16 protein-coding genes and 1 pseudogene are annotated in these 17,707 nt (G+C 59.8%); 6 read left to right on the forward strand and 11 right to left on the reverse strand.

The features are described 5' to 3' along the window. Window positions 1–152: 152 nt before the first annotated feature. Window positions 153–2,660 (reverse strand): TonB-dependent receptor, encoded by a 2,508-nt coding sequence (locus tag AB6B39_RS01130; protein ID WP_284370981.1) that lies wholly within the window; start codon window positions 2,658–2,660, stop codon window positions 153–155. A gap of 224 nt (window positions 2,661–2,884) precedes the next feature. On the opposite strand from AB6B39_RS01130, the gene AB6B39_RS01135 reads away from it, so the two are divergent. Together AB6B39_RS01135 and AB6B39_RS01140 are read left to right on the forward strand one after the other, a co-directional pair. Continuing rightward, window positions 2,885–4,501, forward strand: coding sequence for a tetratricopeptide repeat-containing sulfotransferase family protein (locus tag AB6B39_RS01135; RefSeq protein ID WP_284370983.1), 1,617 nt, complete (start codon window positions 2,885–2,887; stop codon window positions 4,499–4,501). A gap of 65 nt (window positions 4,502–4,566) precedes the next feature. Then, window positions 4,567–5,784 (forward strand): glycosyltransferase family 4 protein, encoded by a 1,218-nt coding sequence (locus tag AB6B39_RS01140; protein WP_284370985.1) that lies wholly within the window; start codon window positions 4,567–4,569, stop codon window positions 5,782–5,784. Window positions 5,785–5,817: 33 nt separating this feature from the next. On the opposite strand, the gene AB6B39_RS01145 is transcribed toward AB6B39_RS01140, so the two are convergent. From AB6B39_RS01145 to AB6B39_RS01175, 7 genes and pseudogenes are all read right to left on the reverse strand, one after another. Next, window positions 5,818–6,555: an ABC transporter permease gene (locus tag AB6B39_RS01145; RefSeq protein ID WP_284370987.1), complete on the reverse strand. Its 738-nt coding sequence runs from the start codon at window positions 6,553–6,555 to the stop codon at window positions 5,818–5,820. Beyond that, window positions 6,552–7,487 (reverse strand): ABC transporter ATP-binding protein, encoded by a 936-nt coding sequence (locus AB6B39_RS01150; protein WP_284370989.1) that lies wholly within the window; start codon window positions 7,485–7,487, stop codon window positions 6,552–6,554. Before AB6B39_RS01150 ends, AB6B39_RS01145 begins: the two co-directional genes overlap by 4 nt. A gap of 78 nt (window positions 7,488–7,565) precedes the next feature. After that, entirely contained in the window at window positions 7,566–7,742 is a 177-nt protein-coding gene (locus AB6B39_RS01155) for a hypothetical protein (RefSeq protein ID WP_284370991.1), read from the reverse strand. 9 nt (window positions 7,743–7,751) lie between these two features. Further along, window positions 7,752–7,925 (reverse strand): DUF4177 domain-containing protein, encoded by a 174-nt coding sequence (locus AB6B39_RS01160; RefSeq protein ID WP_284370993.1) that lies wholly within the window; start codon window positions 7,923–7,925, stop codon window positions 7,752–7,754. Next, entirely contained in the window at window positions 7,922–8,098 is a 177-nt protein-coding gene (locus AB6B39_RS01165) for a hypothetical protein (protein ID WP_284370995.1), read from the reverse strand. The genes AB6B39_RS01160 and AB6B39_RS01165 overlap by 4 nt, the downstream gene beginning before the upstream one ends. A gap of 6 nt (window positions 8,099–8,104) precedes the next feature. Next, a pseudogene (locus tag AB6B39_RS01170) lies at window positions 8,105–8,812 on the reverse strand (SPFH domain-containing protein); the annotation flags it as partial. Between the two features lie 280 nt (window positions 8,813–9,092). Continuing rightward, complete coding sequence (locus AB6B39_RS01175) at window positions 9,093–11,024, reverse strand: alpha/beta fold hydrolase (protein ID WP_284371001.1); 1,932 nt, start codon at window positions 11,022–11,024, stop codon at window positions 9,093–9,095. Between the two features lie 91 nt (window positions 11,025–11,115). On the opposite strand from AB6B39_RS01175, the gene AB6B39_RS01180 reads away from it, so the two are divergent. Next, window positions 11,116–11,754, forward strand: coding sequence for a MarC family protein (locus tag AB6B39_RS01180; protein WP_284371004.1), 639 nt, complete (start codon window positions 11,116–11,118; stop codon window positions 11,752–11,754). A 62-nt stretch (window positions 11,755–11,816) separates the two neighbouring features. On the opposite strand, the gene AB6B39_RS01185 is transcribed toward AB6B39_RS01180, so the two are convergent. Continuing rightward, complete coding sequence (locus AB6B39_RS01185) at window positions 11,817–12,455, reverse strand: hypothetical protein (RefSeq protein WP_284371006.1); 639 nt, start codon at window positions 12,453–12,455, stop codon at window positions 11,817–11,819. 120 nt (window positions 12,456–12,575) lie between these two features. On the opposite strand from AB6B39_RS01185, the gene AB6B39_RS01190 reads away from it, so the two are divergent. Further along, entirely contained in the window at window positions 12,576–13,025 is a 450-nt protein-coding gene (locus AB6B39_RS01190) for an Lrp/AsnC family transcriptional regulator (protein WP_284371008.1), read from the forward strand. Between the two features lie 64 nt (window positions 13,026–13,089). Beyond that, window positions 13,090–14,769, forward strand: coding sequence for a carboxylesterase/lipase family protein (locus tag AB6B39_RS01195; protein WP_284371012.1), 1,680 nt, complete (start codon window positions 13,090–13,092; stop codon window positions 14,767–14,769). On the opposite strand, the gene AB6B39_RS01200 is transcribed toward AB6B39_RS01195, so the two are convergent. Both AB6B39_RS01200 and AB6B39_RS01205 read right to left on the reverse strand, forming a co-directional pair. Beyond that, on the reverse strand, window positions 14,766–15,110 hold the full coding sequence (locus AB6B39_RS01200) for a DUF2853 family protein (RefSeq protein ID WP_284371014.1): 345 nt from the start codon (window positions 15,108–15,110) through the stop codon (window positions 14,766–14,768). The genes AB6B39_RS01195 and AB6B39_RS01200 overlap by 4 nt on opposite strands. A 112-nt stretch (window positions 15,111–15,222) precedes the next feature. Then, a complete protein-coding gene (locus AB6B39_RS01205; protein WP_284371016.1) occupies window positions 15,223–16,227 on the reverse strand; it encodes a carbon-nitrogen hydrolase family protein in 1,005 nt (334 codons plus the stop codon). A 69-nt stretch (window positions 16,228–16,296) separates the two neighbouring features. Here AB6B39_RS01205 and AB6B39_RS01210 point away from each other — a divergent pair, with 69 nt between their 5' ends. Further along, a complete protein-coding gene (locus AB6B39_RS01210; protein ID WP_284371018.1) occupies window positions 16,297–17,598 on the forward strand; it encodes a vWA domain-containing protein in 1,302 nt (433 codons plus the stop codon). Window positions 17,599–17,707 lie beyond the last annotated feature (109 nt).

Genomic DNA, 17,707 nt, shown 5'->3' on the forward strand with positions numbered 1-17,707 from the left:
GCGCAGGACATGAGTCCTGCCCCGACTCGTGTCAACTCCAATAGCTAGCCAATCGCTGCGCCCGGAAGTTGGCTAGCTAGGTATATAGGCCCCCAAAAAAAGGCTCCCCCTCTCGGGAGAGCCTCAAACGTGCGCAAATCGATCCTGCGCGCTTAATAGGTGATTCGCAGCCTTGCGCCGACCGAACGCGGCGGCAGCACGTTCGTCCGGAACGACCGCACCGTCAGGCCGCTGGGCGCCTGACTGGACAGGCTTGTGCCAGTCACGGACGTCTCGGAATAGTCGTCGAACAGATTGTCGACATAGACGGTCAGGCGCCAGTTATCCTCACCATAGCCCGTCGCGACATTGACGCGCGCATAGCTGGGCAGGGTGAGCGAGCTGCCCCTGCCGCCCGTGCGCGACAGGACGGAGGACTGATAAGTCAGCGCGGCGTTGGCAAACCAGTCGCCATTCCAGAAGGGCTGCTCATAATCTCCGAAGACGGAGAACTGATGCTTGGGCGAACCCGGCAGGCGGTCACCCACCTGACCATCTTCGAACGCCGTGCCAAAGCCCGGCGGTGTGATGGTTCGAACCAGTGACGGCACGGCTTCTGAGAGCTCACTATCCACATAGGAGTAGTTGCCCCGCAGATTGAACCGGTCGGTCACGGCCCAAGAGCCCAGCACTTCGAGACCTTTGGACTCGGCAGCACCCGCATTCACCGTGATCGGCAGGTTGGCGTTGACAGAGGCTGACGCTACCTGCGGGTCTTTCCAGTCAATGAAATAGGCCACGACATTCAGCGTCAGATCGCCGTCGAGCCACTGCGTCTTGGCCCCGATCTCGAAATTGTCGACCGTGTCGGGGAAGAACTCCCGCTCATTGATCTGCGCAATATCTCCAGCATTCGGGCCGAATTGCTGTCCCGGCGTCAGGCCGCACTGACCCTGTGGCCCCGGCACGAATACATCCGGACAGGGCGCAAGGCCGTTAGACGCACCAATGCGGTAGCCCTGACTGAAGGTCGCATAGAGGGTGGCGGCGTCGGACACTTCATAGGAGGTGTTGAGCTTGAACAGCTCGCCCGAAAACTCCTGATTGAGCCCCAGCGGATAGGTCGAATCCCGATCGGCTGCCTCCAGCGAGAGGCCGCACTGCCCGGATGGACAGCCGAAATAGGGGAAGAAGACGGTCGTCTGCGGGTTGACCGGATCGGGGAATGCGTCCGCCGTATCCAGCGTATAGTTATAGACTCGAATACCGCCCGTGACGTCCCAGCGATCCGTCAGCTGATAGCCGATCTCGCCGAATACGGCCTGTTCGACCAGTTCGGAGCGCCCGACCGCATAATATTCCAGATCATTGAGCTGCGCCGACGTTCCGGGCCCGAAGGCGAAGTCGCCAAAGCCCGGCGTGAATTCGGAGCTGATGCCGACATTATTCGCCTGATTGTAGAAATAGCCGACGATCCAGTCGAGCGGGCCTTCATTCTGGGAGACGAGACGGAGTTCCTGATTGATCCGCTCCGACTTCTCTTCTTCCAGTGTAAAGCCGGTAAAGGTCGGGAAGGTTTCATAGGAATATTCCAGACTGATCAGAAGATCGGTCTGATCGCGCTGACCGTAGAAATTTTCTTCCGAAATGCCTGTGGCCGAGGTCAGCTCGGCAAAACCGAGATCCGCCGTCACTTCAACGGCCCATAACTCCGTATCGAGCTTGGCCGGTTCGACCACGCGCAGCGGCGCTTCATATTCGCCCGCCGGTACGGGGCCGCGCAGGCCGGAAGTCGTTCGACCCCCATTCTTGGCGACCTGGCCGTAATAAGTCAGATTGACATCGAGCCAATCCGTCGGCTGAGCCCGCAGGCCCAGACGATAGGTCTGTACCTTTTCATAGTTGGCGTCTTCGACACGGAGCAGATTGGCGTCGACATCCGCCTGATTGGTAAAGTCCGGGTCGGGATTGAAGAAGCCCGGCAGACGGCTGACGAATGGGTAGTCGATGAAGCCCTTATCGTCGAGAACATCGACATTGCCCCGCAGAGCCAGACGTTCGCCGAGCGGCACATTGACGGTAAAGCCAATATCCGTCGAGATACCGTCGCCTTCCTTATAGCTATAGGCATCGGCGCGGGCTTCGACGCTATAGTCGTCAAATTGTGGCCGCTTCGGAATGTAGCGGATCGCACCGCCCATCGTACCGGCACCATAGAGCGTCCCCTGTGGGCCGAGCAGAACTTCGACCCGCTCCAGATCGTTCAGACGCAAATCGACAAAAAGCGGGATTTCTCCGATGTAAGGGGATACGGTTCCGCCTCCGTCCGATCCGGCACCGCCGCCGCCGCCCGAGATCGGGTCGGCATTCAGACCGCGCACAACGATCCGGTTCCCGTCGCGTCCGCCCTGATCGACGATATTGATGCCCGGAACGAATTCGATCAGTTGCGCAATGTCGCCAAAACCCTGTTCTTCGATCTGGGCGGCACCGACCGCCGCAATATTGAATGGAATGTCCTGGATGGACTCTGCGCGACGCGTCGCGGTGACGATGATTTCGTCATCTGCACTGGCGCTTTGCGCCAGAGCGGGCGCGGCGAGCGAGCCGCTCGCCAACAGGCCGACAAGACTCGCCGATGCGCAGAGCGCCGATCGTCGCCGTGTGATGGATGGAAGCATGGTTTTAACCCCTTTATCTTTTTGAAATTGTCCCTTCGCACGCCTGCCTAGCGTCCAAACCCTTATCTGGCAGAGACCAAAGTTCATAAAAGCATCACAAACGCCCTGTTTTCCGCCAAGTGATGCAGAAAGGTCACATTTTTGGGCGTTTTTGCCTTCCAATGATGCAATCTGTACATCATGCGCCCTTCAGATCGGCCAGATGAAGCTATGAGAGGCATATTTTGACGTCCCTGTTCACTCTGATCGGATTGAAAAACTACCGTGACGCACATGCTGCGGCCCTGACCCGTCTCAGACAGAATGGTCGCGATGCTGAAGCCGTGTGCGCGTTGGGTCTGATTGCGCTCGATCACGATAATCACGCCAAGGCGATCGAGTTGCTGGGCAAGGCTGTGCAGCTCGACCCAAACGACGCCTACCTTCAGGCCCAGCTGGCCCGGGCCTATACGCTATGCGGTCGGCAGATGGACGCGCGCATAGCCGCCGAGCGCGCAGCAGAGACCCAGATCGAGCAAAATGATCGGCGCGCATCCGTCAACGACATGATCGGGGTGGTCCTGTCCCGTGTCGGATTGCATGAGCGCGCCGTGCCCTTTTTCGAACGTGTCGTTGCCGCTGACCCATCCCAGCCCAATCCACATTATAATCTTGCCGCGTCCCTGCAATTCTCCGGTGCATTCGACGCGGCCGAAAACGCTTACGAAGCCGCGCTTGTTCGCGACCCGGACAATTACCGCGCCATGTCCGCGCTCGTGGCACTCCGCCGACAGACCGATGATGAGAACAGGCTGAGCGCGCTTGAAGCATCCTTTGATCGCCTGTCGCATGATGCTGATGCCGCCCTGCATATCGGTCACGCCATCGCCAAGACGCTCGAGGATATGAACCGCTATCCGGAGAGCCTCGACTGGCTCGCCAAGGCCAAGGCCGGAAAGAAAGCCGCCGTCGGCCATGATATTGCATGGGACATGGCCCTGATCGACGCCGCCAAGCGGACCATTGCCGCGTCTACCGCCCAAGCCTCTGCGGCACGAACGTCTGTCGCCGAAGACCGACCGTGCCCGAACGTCGCGAACGCTACCGCGCCCATCTTTGTCACGGGCCTCCCCCGGACGGGCACGACATTGGTGGACCGGATCCTATCGTCCCATCCCGATGTGCGCTCTGTCGGGGAGCTCAACAGTTTTGCCGATTTGGTCAAGCGCCAGGCCGGGACAGCAACCCGCTACGTGCTGGACCCACCGACATTCAATGCGCTGGCCCGGCAGGATCTGAGTCAGATCGGCCAGGATTACCGGTCATTTGTCGAGGGATTGCTGGAGGCGATGGGCGAAGCGGGAAAGCGCTCAGTCGACAAGATGCCGCTCAACATTCTGAATGCTGGTCTTATTCATCGTGCTTTGCCGGATGCGCGCATCATCGTTCTGCGGCGCGGCGCGATGGATAGCTGCCTGTCTAATTATCGGCAGCTCTTCTCCACGGGTCATTCCTATTATAATTACAGCTTCGATCTGCTCGACACGGCGCGCTATTTTCAAGCCTTCGACGATCTGGTCCAGCACTGGGCCGCCCATTTACCAACCGACAGATTCCTGCAGATCCGTTATGAGGAGATTGTCTTCGACCAAGAGGCTCAGACCCGTCGCCTGCTCGACTTTTGCGGGCTGGATTGGGATGATCGGTGCTTGCGTTTTCACGAAAATGACGCGCCGGTCTCGACAGCCAGCTCTGTTCAGGTGCGCCAGCCGCTTTATTCCGGGTCGATCGGACGGTGGACGCGCTATGGAGACCGTGTAGAAGGGCTCCGAACTGCGCTTGGGGCGCTGGCCGAACGCTGAACGGCCCCAAGACTGAATGTCGTCGAGGCTCATCCCTCCAAGGCTAATCTCAGGGGCATCGCGCCATGAAGATCCTGCTCATCACCGATGCCTGGCACCCGCAGATGAACGGTGTTGTCCGCACGCTGGACACGACAGTCACGATTCTGCGCGACCGGGGCCACAAGGTCGAAGTTATCGCCCCATCCGATGGCTACTGGACCATGCCGCTGCCGACCTATCCGGATATCCGCCTCGCCCCCTTTGCAAAACGCGATGTCGAGCGGCGTATGGTCCGGTTCGGCCCCGAAGCCGTGCATATCGCCACTGAAGGCCCGCTGGGGCAGGCGGCACGTGCGCTCTGTCTGCGCTGGGGCATGCCATTCACCACCAGCTACCACACCAAGTTTCCGGAATATATCAAGGCGCGCGTCCCGTTCATTCCGATGGCGCTGACCTATAAATTCGTACGGGATTTCCACAATTCGGGCGGCCGCACCATGGTCACGACGCCGAGCATGGCCGAATTTCTGGAAACAAAGGGCTTTACCGGCTTGGGCGTCTGGGCGCGCGGTGTGGATACGACCACCTTCCACCCCGACAAGCGGGCCTGTTCTGGCGAAGACGGGCAGGGCCGTGAGACCGATGTCTATCACGATCTGGCGCGCCCCATCTTCGTCAATGTCGGACGTGTCGCCGTCGAGAAGAATATCGAAGCCTTCCTCGATCTCGACTTGCCCGGGTCGAAAGTCGTGGTTGGCGACGGTCCGCAAATGGACGCTCTGAAAAAACGCTATCCCGACATCCGCTTTACCGGCGCGAAGTTCGGAGACGATCTGGCGCGTCATTTCGCCGATGCCGATGTTTTTGTCTTCCCGTCCAAGACCGATACGTTCGGCCTTGTCATCATCGAAGCCATGGCGACGGGCACGCCGGTCGCCGCCTATCCGGTCAGCGGCCCGATCGATATTGTGCCCGGTTCCGGGGCAGGTGTGCTTGACGATGATTTGCGGACCGCCTGTCTGGCGGCGCTGGATCTGTCACGCGACGACACCCGCGCCCACGCAGAAAATTATGGCTGGGACAAGGCGACCGATATCTTCTTCGGGCACCTGACCCCGGAATATGAACCGCTTGCGCGCAAACGCTGGCGGCGCGTTCGCCGACTGGCCAAGATCGCCAGTTCGCCGGCGCATATACTGCGCCGCGAAACCCGCCGCATCTGGCGTATTCTGCGCGGTAAGAGCGTGCCCGACACGCATTTCGAGCCGACACTCACACAGGGACCTGACATAGAGTCCTGATACGCACCCTGACGCAGGGTCGGGACGGAACGGCTAGTGCCAGTCGCGGCGGGAGAGCCAGATAATTGACAGTGCAAAGACGATAAGCCCGCCAAGGCTGCCCATCAGAAGGGCTTGCGTGGCCTTAGAGGGATCTGTGTTCAATATGTTGGTTGCCATCAGCCAGGGAAAATAAAGACCCTGCTGCGCGCTGGTCGCGACGACGGCGACGAAGGTCCCGGCAATACCGACCACGACGGGCACGGCGAAACTGCGGTAGCGCATGGCGACGGCGAACTGAATCGCGACCACGAGCAGGCCCGTCAGCCACATCTTTCCCATGATCCCGCTCGACAGTGCGAGCGGTAGCGCGCCCTGCATGGCCTGGTCCGGTGCGATCCAGCCTGCGACCAGACCGCTGCCGAGATTGGCCAGCGCGACCAGTGCGCTGATCAGGGCCATGACGGCCAGCACGATCACGGCCTTGGCGGCGAAGACGGCAGTCTTGCGGTGCGGCAGGGCCAGCATGTAAGACCAACCCCGCGCGCCATGTTCCAGTTGCGCGACCAGCGCCGTGAGCGCCGTCGCCGTCATCGGCAGCAGGAAGAAGCTCCAGATCGCTGCGCCGCTCATGGCGAGCATGTCCCATTGGTCCGTACTGTTCCCCGTCGCGATGATCGCCACACCGAGCAGGAAGACCATCAGAGGGACCGCCAGGATCAGCAGCCAGATCAGCGAACGGCGCAGTTTCAGCCATTCCGCCTGTAACAGCCGTGCAAAATCTCCGATCATGATGCGGCCCTCCGGGCATTGCCGTCCGGACCGTCTGTGGTCAGTGTCAGAAAAAGCTGCTCCAGACTTGTTTCGCGCTGTGTGACCTGGCTGACGGCGCATCCGGCCTCGACCAGCGCTTTTACCAGCCGGGCCCGCGCCCCCTGATCGAGCGGCGACTGGACGACCAAGCCATTATCCGTGCCGAGGGCGTCAAGCATCTGCTGGCGCGCGATCTCCTGCGCCTTTGCCGGGCTGTCCGTCTCGATCTCGAGCCGGGACGGCGCCTGAGCCATCAAGGCGCCCAGAGGGCCTTGGGATACAAGCTGGCCGGATTTGATCAGGGCACAATCGGTGCATATCTGCTGGATTTCGGACAGCTGGTGGCTGGAGATGAAAACGGTCGTGCCGGAACGCGTCGGCAGCTCGGTAATCAGTTTCCGCATATCAGCGATACCGGCAGGGTCGAGCCCGTTGGTCGGTTCGTCCAGCACAAGCAGGCGGGGGCGCCCCATCAGCGCTCGGGCCAGCGCCAGCCGCTGTCGCATGCCGAGAGAGTAGTCCCCGATGCGGCGCGCGGCGGCATCGCGTAAGCCGACAATGTCGAGCACGCGGTCAATTTCACCTTCGGACGGGTTCAATAGCAAGGCCGCGACACGCAGCAATTCCCGGCCCGTCAGATTGGGATAGAGGGCCGGCGTTTCGACGATCGCGCCGACCCCGGACAGGGCGGCGCGGCGGTCCTGCGCCAGATCGACGCCGTTAATCCTGACCTGCCCGGCATCGGCCCGGATGAGGCCGAGCAGCAGACGGATGGTTGTCGTCTTACCCGAACCATTCGGGCCGAGAAAACCGAACACGCTGCCTGCCGGAACATGGAGCGCCACCCCATCAACGGCTTTGACCTGACCAAAATGACGCCGCAAGCCGGTGGTTGCGATGGCTGTATCCATCTGCATTATCCTTATCGATTATCAATAAGGATGTAGCCGCAGGACTGGGGTTGAATCAAGACCTAATCGAACGGCGTCCTATTTCTCCCGTTTCATGAAGGCCTTCACACTGGCCCCATAGGGCGTCACCCCGACCAGTGACCATCCGAGCAACCCCTGCTGATTGAGCTGGCCCTGAAAGTCGTGATCGACCTGATCGGGCTTGCTTTTCCACACGCTCGCCTTGAGCGTAATGACCTTGTATTCGAAGCGCATGCGACCCTCCTAGCGGGGGCGTTTGAGGTAGAAGACCGTCGGAGCCGTATTGCAATTGATCGCGTAGGCTTCCCAGCCCTCCAGGCCGAGGCGGTTCAGTATGTCCGTACTATTGTCGCGGATTTTCGCGCCGCTCATGCCGGAGCCGCCTTCCACGATCTTATATTCCCATCTCTGTTTCATTCATCCTCTCCATCGTTGTGATCGCGTTTAAGGCGACCCTGTTTTCGCAGCGCATCGCGCAGCACATATTCGATCTGCGCATTCAGCGAGCGCAACTCGTCATCGGACCAGCGCTTCATGGCATCGAGAATCGGAGCGCTGATCCGCAAAGGGTATGACTTCTTGTCAGCCATGACCCGTTAGTAGAGGCTGCCCGTATTCACGACTGGCTGTGTCGCCTTGTCGGAGCAGAGCACGACCAGCAGGTTGGACACCATGACCGCGCGGCGTTCCGGATCGAGTTCGACGATGTCCTTGGCCTGCAATTCGGCCAGCGCATCTTCGACCATGCCGACCGCGCCTTCGACGATCTTCTTGCGCGCGGCAATGATGGCGCCTGCCTGCTGACGCTGCAGCATCGCACCGGCAATTTCCGGCGAATAGGCCAGATGGGAAATGCGACTTTCGATCACATTGATCCCAGCTTTGGCCAAACGGTCCTGAATCTCCGTTTTCAGCCGTTCGGAAATCTCGTCCGGATGGGAGCGCAGGCTGATCTCGCCTTCGCTGTGCTGATCATAGGGATAGCTGGTCGCCATGGCCCGGATGGCGGCTTCCGACTGGATCTGCACGAAGCTTTCATAGTCATCGACATTGAAGACGGCTTCGGCCGAGTCCGAGACTTCCCAGACGACGATAGCGGCGATCTCGATGGGCGAGCCGTCCAGTTCGTTGACCTTCAATTTGCCGGACTCGAAGTTGCGGACCCGCTTGGACACTTTCTTCTTGGAAAAGAAGATATTGTTCCAGCGCAGCCCCTGCTCATCCACCGTGCCGACATATTTCCCGAACAGGCTCAGCACGGCGGACTGGTTCGGGGCGACCGTATAGAGGCCGGCCATAAGGACGGCACCGACACCGATCACCAGAACGGCCAGAGCGATGCCGGCGCCCATATCGGCGCGCGCCGCAGCGACGATGCTGACCGTTCCCACCGTCATCATCGTGACGCCGAGCAGCAGCATCATGATGCCGTTCATCGACTTCGTATCCTTTTCCCTGATCTCAACCATGAATCTCTCCTTTCATTCGTTATGATATCAATATGATATCTTTTTATCGTTTGTCGAGATGAATCGGACTGCTGAAGTCGTAGGAAACTGATTTACTTGATAATTTTCTGGATCTTTAATCGCCCAGAACATCTTCGATGAAGTCCGCCTGAACCCGCGCATAGTAAAGTCGGTTGCGAAGCTTGCGCCAACCATGGCCTTCATCGGCAAAGCGGACATAGTCCGCACGGATCCCATTATCCCGCAAGGCACGCACCATGACTTCGGTTTCGTGCAGATCGATGCGTGGATCCATGGCCCCATGCGAATAGAGCACGGGCACACGAATCTGGTCGGCTTTCGCGATGGGGGAAATCTCCGTATAGAAGTCACGCCACTGCGGGTTGGTAATGTCGCCATATTCGATCCGGTCGCTGGCTTTCAGGCCGGGGCTGGCGATTTCCAGCGCCGTGACCCAGTCGCCGACGCCGAACAGGCTGACACCCGCATCGAATGCATCGGGATAATCGACCAGCACCGCATTGACCATATAGCCGCCATAGGATCCGCCCTGCACGGCGGCACGGGAGGTATCGACCCGGCCATCGGATTCAAGCCAGTCCAGCATGTCGACCAGATCGCGCACGCTATTCAAGCGCTTGCGGCGGTCATCCAGTGTTACATAGGTCCGCCCGAACCCGGTCGAGCCGCGCACATTGGGGCGGAACACGGCGATGCCGCGCGACAGCAGATATTGGACCGTCCCGTTCCAGTTCGGGCGCGCCTGCGCCGTCGGCCCGCCATGCACCATGAACAGCACAGGCGGGTTTGAAACCCCGTCCGGCAGGTAGAGCAGGCCCTGAAGGTCGACCCCGTCGCGGGCCGGCATGTGGACAGATTTTGGCTGAATCAGATCGCGTGGTTCGAGGCCGTCATAGTTGGAGGCGAAGACGCGGCGGGCTTTCAGCGTTTCGAGATCGACCGAATAGAGGTCCCCGGGCGTATCGGCACCCGATATGCGGATCAGGCCGGTTCCGTCGATGCAATCGATCGCGTAAACGCCTTTGGGCAGCCCATTGACGGGTGTTCCTGGGCCGCGCCTCAGAGGCGCGGTGAACAGGCTCGAAAAACCGTCCCGATTTTCAGTAAACAGAATCTGTTCTCCGCAGACACCGACCTGATCGATATCGACTGAACGGCGCAAACGCTGTTCATATTCGCCTGAAAGGCCGATCCGCTCCAGCGCGGAAAATTCATGATGTCGATTGGTTGCAAGGATGAGGGCGCGAGAGCGCGTATAAGTGACCCCGGCGTCCGTATGGTTGGCGCGCGGGCTCGGGGCGCTCAGGACGGTGCGTTCGCCCGTTTCAAGATCAAGCACGAACAGCTTGTCGCTGTCTTGGCCGACAGCTTCTGAAATAATCGCAGTGGAGCCGTCCGGCGCGACGGCTTGAACATAATTGCCAAACTGCCCTTTAAAGACACGGCGCGTTTCGCCTGTGCTGACATCAGCCGTGTAAATGTCATAGTCGAGCCCGTTGCGTTCCGTCGAAGCGTAGACGATCGTCCCGCCATCGCCCGTAAAGTCGCCGAATTGGCGGAAGCCCTGATCTGTTGCGGGCAGGAGCAGGCGCGGGTCTGACCAACCGTCCCGCGTCGGTTCGATCAGCCAGTAATTTTCTCGCTCATCACCATTATTGTCAGCCCCGTAGATCAGCGCACCCGTGGGCGAAAATTCAAAGAAGGTAATGCCAGAGCCTTGACTGACTTGCTCCAGCGTCGCCTGCGGGTCATCTGCGCGTGCATCCATGACGTAGATCTGGCGCGTTCCCGTCAGGGATAGTCGCGTTGCAATCGTCTGTCCATCCGGCGACAGGCGTGACGGCCCGGCCCCATAGGCGAGCACATAAGGCGCGACCGGACTGTCGAGATCGTCATAGCTGCCATCCGGCTCCATGAATGAGAGCGGCGTTTCAACCGTCGCGGCGGGTTCAGGTTCAAGGGTCGTATCCGGGGAACAGGCCCTCAGAAGCGAGGCAGCAAGCAAAAGAGTCAGGCTCTGTTTCATGGGCAGGCTTGCACCACAAGGAGGGCTGCCATGCAAGGATGGGCGGCTCACAAGGCTTGCTCGCCGGAAATCACGCGATTATGGGGCGCGAATGGACGTCTGGTTCGACATGGCTGTATTTGCGTCCGCTTTTGCGACGCTGTTCGTGATCATCGACCCGCCCGGTTGTGCGCCGATCTTTGCGACGCTGACGCAGGGCACGTCGAAAGCGCATCAGCGCACCATGGCCTTCAAGGCCGTCGGGGTCGCCTCCGTCATCCTGATCGGCTTTGCCTTTGTCGGCGAATGGCTGTTCGGCAAGCTCGGCATCAGTCTGGATGCATTGCGCATCGCAGGCGGTGTGATGCTGTTCATCATCGGTCTGAACATGGTATTCGAAAAGCGCACGGAAAAGCGCGAAGACCGGGCCGAGGACCTGCTGGAAGATATTGAAGATCCTGAAGATATCTCCGTCTTTCCGATGGGTATTCCAATGATCGCCGGGCCCGGCACGATGGCCTCGCTCCTGCTGATGATGGGCGATCAGAACGACCGTTCCGGCGAAATCGCCGTGATGACCGCGCTGATTGCCGTCCTGCTTATCACGCTGGTCAGCTTCCTGCTCGCCGCGCCGCTCCTTCGGCTGATGGGCAAGACCTTCACCAATGTGCTGACCCGCGTCCTTGGCGTCCTGCTGGCCACCCTCGCCTCCCAATTCGTCCTCGACGGCATCCAGGGCGCACTGTTCTAGTGCCATAAAAAAGCCCGGTTCTTGGACCGGGCTTTTTCTCATCTGGTGACCGTCCTGAAGGGTTAAGCGGCTTCCTTGTTCCCCAGCTTTTCCTGAACCTCTGGCACTTCCCAGTCGCTCGGCATGCGGGAGAAGTCGAAGAAGGGCTGGTCGTCGCCTTCGTCGATCGCCTTCTGGACCTGTGCGTAGAAGCCTTCACCCGCCATTTCGGAAAAGGTGATTTCCATGTCGCGAACTTCGCCCTGTGTTTCGGGGCGCTCGCAATATTCCGGGAAGGTCGCTTCGCCGGCATGACCGGTCGCATAGCCCTTGGCGAACATCTGCTTGAGAATGCCGAAGCCGTCATCCTGAATGATGACGTCGCCGCGCGGGTGACCACCCAGCGATTTCATGTGATCGATGAAGTTATCGAGCGAGTAGCAGTTATAGGCAACGTGCTGGCAGCTATGATCGCCATGCTTCTCGACGAAGTTGGTGACCTGGCTCTTCTCTTCACGGTCAATGCCTTCGATCAGGGCGATACCGAAATTACCGTAATCGATGCACCAGATCTTCATGGAGGATTTTCCGTTTGGATCGACATCGTCGATGCGCTTGATCAGCGTGCCGCCCTCGACCTCGATGTGGAACCAGGCCCACTGCTCGATCGTGCCTTTTTCACAGGCATAGGAAATATGGTCGACATTTTTGAGGTAGCTCATGGGGCTCTCCATTCGTGTGATGACAATGTACAGAAATTCGTCACGCGCATTATAGTGTAGCCTGCGCGCGGTTTCGCTGCTATTTCCCGTCTGATTATCGATGATCGTGCAGGAATTCATATGGATATCGCCGATAAACGCATTATTCGCGCGCTGAGGGATGATGGGCGATTATCGTGGGTGCAGCTCTCCGCGCTGGTCAATCTGTCGCCATCCGCCTGTCAACGACGCGTCGAAGCGCTTCAGGCATCCGGGATCATCCGGCGGTTTACGGTCGATCTCGATCCGCTGGCGATCGGCGCGACGATCCATGCGCTCATCCAGATCAAGGTGGAGCGGCAGGACACGGACACGGCGATGGCCTTTCGTGACCGCATTTCCAGCTATCCGGAAGTGTCGGGCTTTTACAAACTGTCCGGCAATATTGACTATCTGGCCCATGTGCATGTGGCGGACATTCCGGCCTTGTCGGATTTTCTCGATCGGCGCGTTCTGGCGCTGCCTGGCGTGGTCGATGCCAGTTCCGCCATCGTGCTGGACGATCTGCCCGCAAGATACCGTCCGGTCTGATCAGATCCCGGATGCGTCTCGTCGCGATTTGACGCGCCGCTCGACTTGCCCCATGGCGCGGCTCATGCGTCATCTGTTGCTCGGCTCTGCCTGTCTTTTCCTGATCGCCTGTTCCAGCGTACCCGACCGTTCGGACATTCTGCAGACCCCGCAAGGCCCGGTGCAGGGCATCGTGTCGGACAATCCGGACATCGTCTCCTATCAGGGCATTCCGTTCGCTGCCCCGCCAGTCGGTGCGCTTCGCTGGGCCCCGCCCGCCCCGGCTCCGCGCTGGACCGAGGTCCGCGACGCATCCGCCTTCGGCACGCGCTGCATGCAGGCGACAGATGTGGAGGGAGGGTTCTTCAACCGTCTGATCGACGGGCATGGTCTGGGCTGGTTCAAGCGCTTTGCTATCAAGCGGGTTGTCGGCGCGATGGACCCGCCGCCAGTCAGCGAGGACTGCCTCTATCTGAACGTGCGCGCACCCAAGGACGCGACCGACGCACCCGTCATGGTCTGGATCCACGGCGGAGGGCATCAGTTCGGCTCGAGCGATTTCGATTATTATCAGGGCAATGCCCTGCCGGAACAGGGTGTGGTTCTGGTCACACTCAATTACCGTCTCGGAGCGTTTGGCTATATGGCTCACCCGGCCCTGTCCGCCGATGATCCGCGCGGCGTGTCCGGCAATTATGGCACGCTTGATCAGATCGCGGCCTTGCAATGGGTACAGAACAACATTGCGGCCTATGGCGGCGATCCGGAGCGCGTGACGATTTTCGGTGAAAGTGCGGGCGCCTGGTCCGTCACGGAACTGATGAGCACGCCACTGGCATCCGGCCTGTTTGATCGCGCGATCCTGCAGTCCGGAGCATCGACCTATCATCTGGGTCAGCTGGACGGCGGCGGGCTCGGCTGGCCGTCCGGGCATGAGACGGGCGTGCAGGTTGCGGACGCGCTCGGCCTCACCGATCCGACCGCGGAAGAGTTACGCGCCCTTCCGGCTGACGCCATTCAGGCCGTGATCACGAACGATATGTCGGAAGGCTTCCACCATGTTCGCGACGGGGTGGTCTTTCCGAAGAATGTCGGCCTGGCCTTCCTCAGCGGCGAGATCGAAGCCGTGCCGATCCTGGCCGGTTTCAACGCCGACGAAGGCACGTTGTTCTTTCCCGATGATCCGCAGCCAACCGTCTGGCTCAACGATCTTGAGCCGGGCGATGTCGCGCAACTGAAAAACCGCCTGTCGGACCCATTCCCGACTCAGGCTACCAAAATCGTCGATCTCTACGACCTCGATACGGACTATGTGACAGGCGGCACGCAGATGATGGGTGACGAGATATTCGGTGTGAATGTGCGCTTCGCAGCCCGGCAAGCCGTCGCCGCAGGCGCGCCCGCCTGGACTTATTTCTTCTCCCGCGTTCCGCCCTCGGACAAACAGACCGTCGGAGCGTTTCATGCGGCAGAAATTCCCTTTGTCTTCGGCAGCCAAGAACCCATTCTGGGTTTGTCGGACGATGATGCGGCCCTGACCGATCTGATGGTCGGCTACTGGGCCAGCTTTGCGGCGGATGGGGATCCGAACGGTCCGGGCCTGCCGGACTGGCCGCAACATGCGGATGATGCGTGGATGCATTTCTCGGCCAATACGGGTTTGCCCGCCGCACGGGTCGAGACCGGCGTGCGACAGGAAAAGCTCGACGCGCTGGAAGAAGGTTTGCGCGTCAAGCTCGACACGCTGCGGGCGACAATCGACTAGCTGTCGTAGACGCTGTCCTTGCCGAATTCCTTGGTCAGCAGATAATAGACGACGGCGCGGTATTTGGTGCGGGATTTTTCCGCATACATATCCATGACGGATTTCAGCCGCGCATCCAGATCGTCGCTATCGTCCAGCCCGAGTTTGCCCATCAGGAAATTGCGTTTGACCGTTTCGACTTCCTTCGGGTCTGTCGCGGCGACCTTGGACGCATCATTATTGTAGATGGCCGGGCCGAGGCCTTTGGCGACTTTGCGGATCAGGTCCACATCGGGCTCAAGACCCAGCGTGCCTCTGATTTCATCGATATACTGACCGACCTTTTCGTCGAGTTTGCTCATGGAATCCTCCGATTGTTGCGCCCGTTTTCGGGCTTAACAGTCGTAACGCATCGCGGCGTGAATGGCTCCTGAACGTGTGCCGTCACTCGGGTTGCCCCTCTAGCCGCGTCTGCTAGCCATCGTTGAATGTCGCGATGGTCTGACGCGTCCGATCCACGCGCAGCTGCGTCACATCCGGGCGCGAATAATGACCCGAAGGATCGAAATTCTGACGTGCTTCGCGGACGCGGGCGGCATCGATTTTCACGACTTTCACGCCTGTCTCGCCGACCCAGGGCGCCAGCAGGAACGTGCCGTCCGGGGCGCAGATGCACGATCCGCCATTGGCTGGCATGTCACCGATCGCATCGCGCACAAAATCCGCATCCGGCATGTCGTCGCGCACATCCTCGCGCCGCATCACGGCGCAGGCGCTGATCACGAAGGAGCGGCCTTCCTTGGCCAGAACCGGCGTCAGATCTTCCGTATTGCGATCATTGCCCGGCCAACCTGCAACATGCAGATCTTCGCCCTGTGCGTAGAGGGCCGCGCGTGGCAGCGGCATCCAGTTTTCCCAGCAGTTCAGGCCGCCCGTCGTGAAGGCTCCGAGCGAATGGACGACAAGCCCGTGCCCGTCGCCCGGGCTCCAGACCAGCCGTTCTTCATAAGTCGGTTGTAGCTTGCGGTGTACGGACCGGACCGTTCCGGACTGATCGATATAGACATAGGAGCAATAGAGCGAATGACCGGACCGGTCGCGCGGACGTTCGACAATGCCGAGCCAGGCCGCCATTCCTGCCTCCCGCAACGCTTCGCAAATCCCGTCCAGATGTCCGTCTTCGATGGTCACGGATTGATCGGAATAATGTGCAAACAGCCGCTTGTTGCGATCATCGTCGAACCGCGCCCCATCGCCGCCGGACAACCAGAACGGATAGCCCGGCAGATAGCTTTCCGGAAAGCAGATCAGGTCCGCCCCTTGCGCGGCGGCATCGCCAATCGCACCGATGACACGCCGCGTGCTCTCCGCGCGGTCCAGCAGGGCCGGGGATAGCTGCGCCACGGCGACAGACAAGATTTCAGTATCGGTCACTGAATGCGTGGTCGTGGGACGGGTGCTCATCGGACGAGAGGTCATGGATAATCATCTTTCATTAAGACTGTCTGCAAAGCTCTTGGCAGGACTTTCCCGTCATACTGCTACCCTATGCTGAAACATTCATCCATTCACAGCTTCGCGCGCGACGTGAGAGGCAATATGGCCATGATGACCGCGCTCATGATGGGCGTCGTCATTCTGGGCGTTGGCGCGGCGCTCGACTTCACCCTCATGACCAATCAGTCCAGCGACCTGCAGAATATGGCGGACGCCGCAGTCTTGGCCGCTGCACGCTCCGGTGAAGAGGATGATGAGACGCTGCAGAAGATCGCTCAGGCCGTCGTCGACAATCATAATACGACCGGCGCAGAGCTGACGGTTACAGCCCGACTGGACGGCGACATCGTCGTGGTCGACATCACATCCAAACACGAGATGATCGTGCCCGGCATGCTGGGAACGGAGCCGCAAACAATTTCCGTCACCTCCGCATCGCCCCTGCCGACATCGACCCCTGTCAATCTGGCGCTTGTGCTGGATACGACGGGTTCCATGGCCGGATCGAATATAGCCGCGTTGAAGCTCGCCTCCAATGCGCTGCTCACCGAAATGGAAAGTGCGGAAGCCGAAACAAAAGTCTCGATCGTCCCATTCGGTCAATATGTGAACATCGGGTTCGAGGAAAAAAGCAAGGATAAGCGCGGCTGGATCAATCGGGGCAAGGAAGGACAAAGCTGGAAATCCTGCTGGATAAACCATGGCGGTCAGACCGTCTGCTCTAACGGCGTTCATAAGTGGCGCGGGTGCATGGGCACGCATACAGACACGAAGACCGCCGCAGGTGCCAGTGCGGGGTCCGCGAAATTTCCAGCAGCAATCGATGCATATTGCGGGTCGGAAGTCATGCCTTTATCGACCAATTTCACTGCCATGAAGACAAAGATCAACAGCCTGACGACGGGCGGCACGACCTATCTGGCGGGCGGTCTGGCCTGGGGCTGGCGCACGCTCGACAAGTCGGCCCCCTATACGGAAGCCGCCGCTTCGACCGATCCGAACCTGATGAGCGCGATGGTCTTCATGACGGACGGGGCCAATAACCGTTCGCGCGGCGACAGTTACTGGTCATCCAGTGGCGTGAAGCATAATCGCGGCAGCGATGGTGGCAAGGCGGGTCTCGACCTGACCAAGGAACTCTGCAAGAACATCAAGGCGTCCGGCGTGAAAGTCTATGTCGTGGCCTACAAGTTGCCCAACGCCAAAAGCACTGCCGACGTCCTGTCCGAATGTGCCTCCTCTCAGGACACATTCTATGAACCGGAAAGCGCGGCCGAGCTGATCGATACGTTCAAAGGTATTGCCCGCAACCTGAATGAGGCGCGACTGGTATATTATAACGGCGATTCCTGATCGGCGGCCAGCCGCCCGACGTTGGCCTAAACCCTAGCCTGTCTGGACGCTGCGCCCCGTTGGTGTCGGATTAACCCTGTTCGGAAAGCAAATCGCAGCCTTTCTGGGG

Source organism: Algimonas porphyrae (genome assembly GCF_041429795.1).
In the GTDB taxonomy this organism is placed as follows: domain Bacteria; phylum Pseudomonadota; class Alphaproteobacteria; order Caulobacterales; family Maricaulaceae; genus Litorimonas; species Litorimonas porphyrae.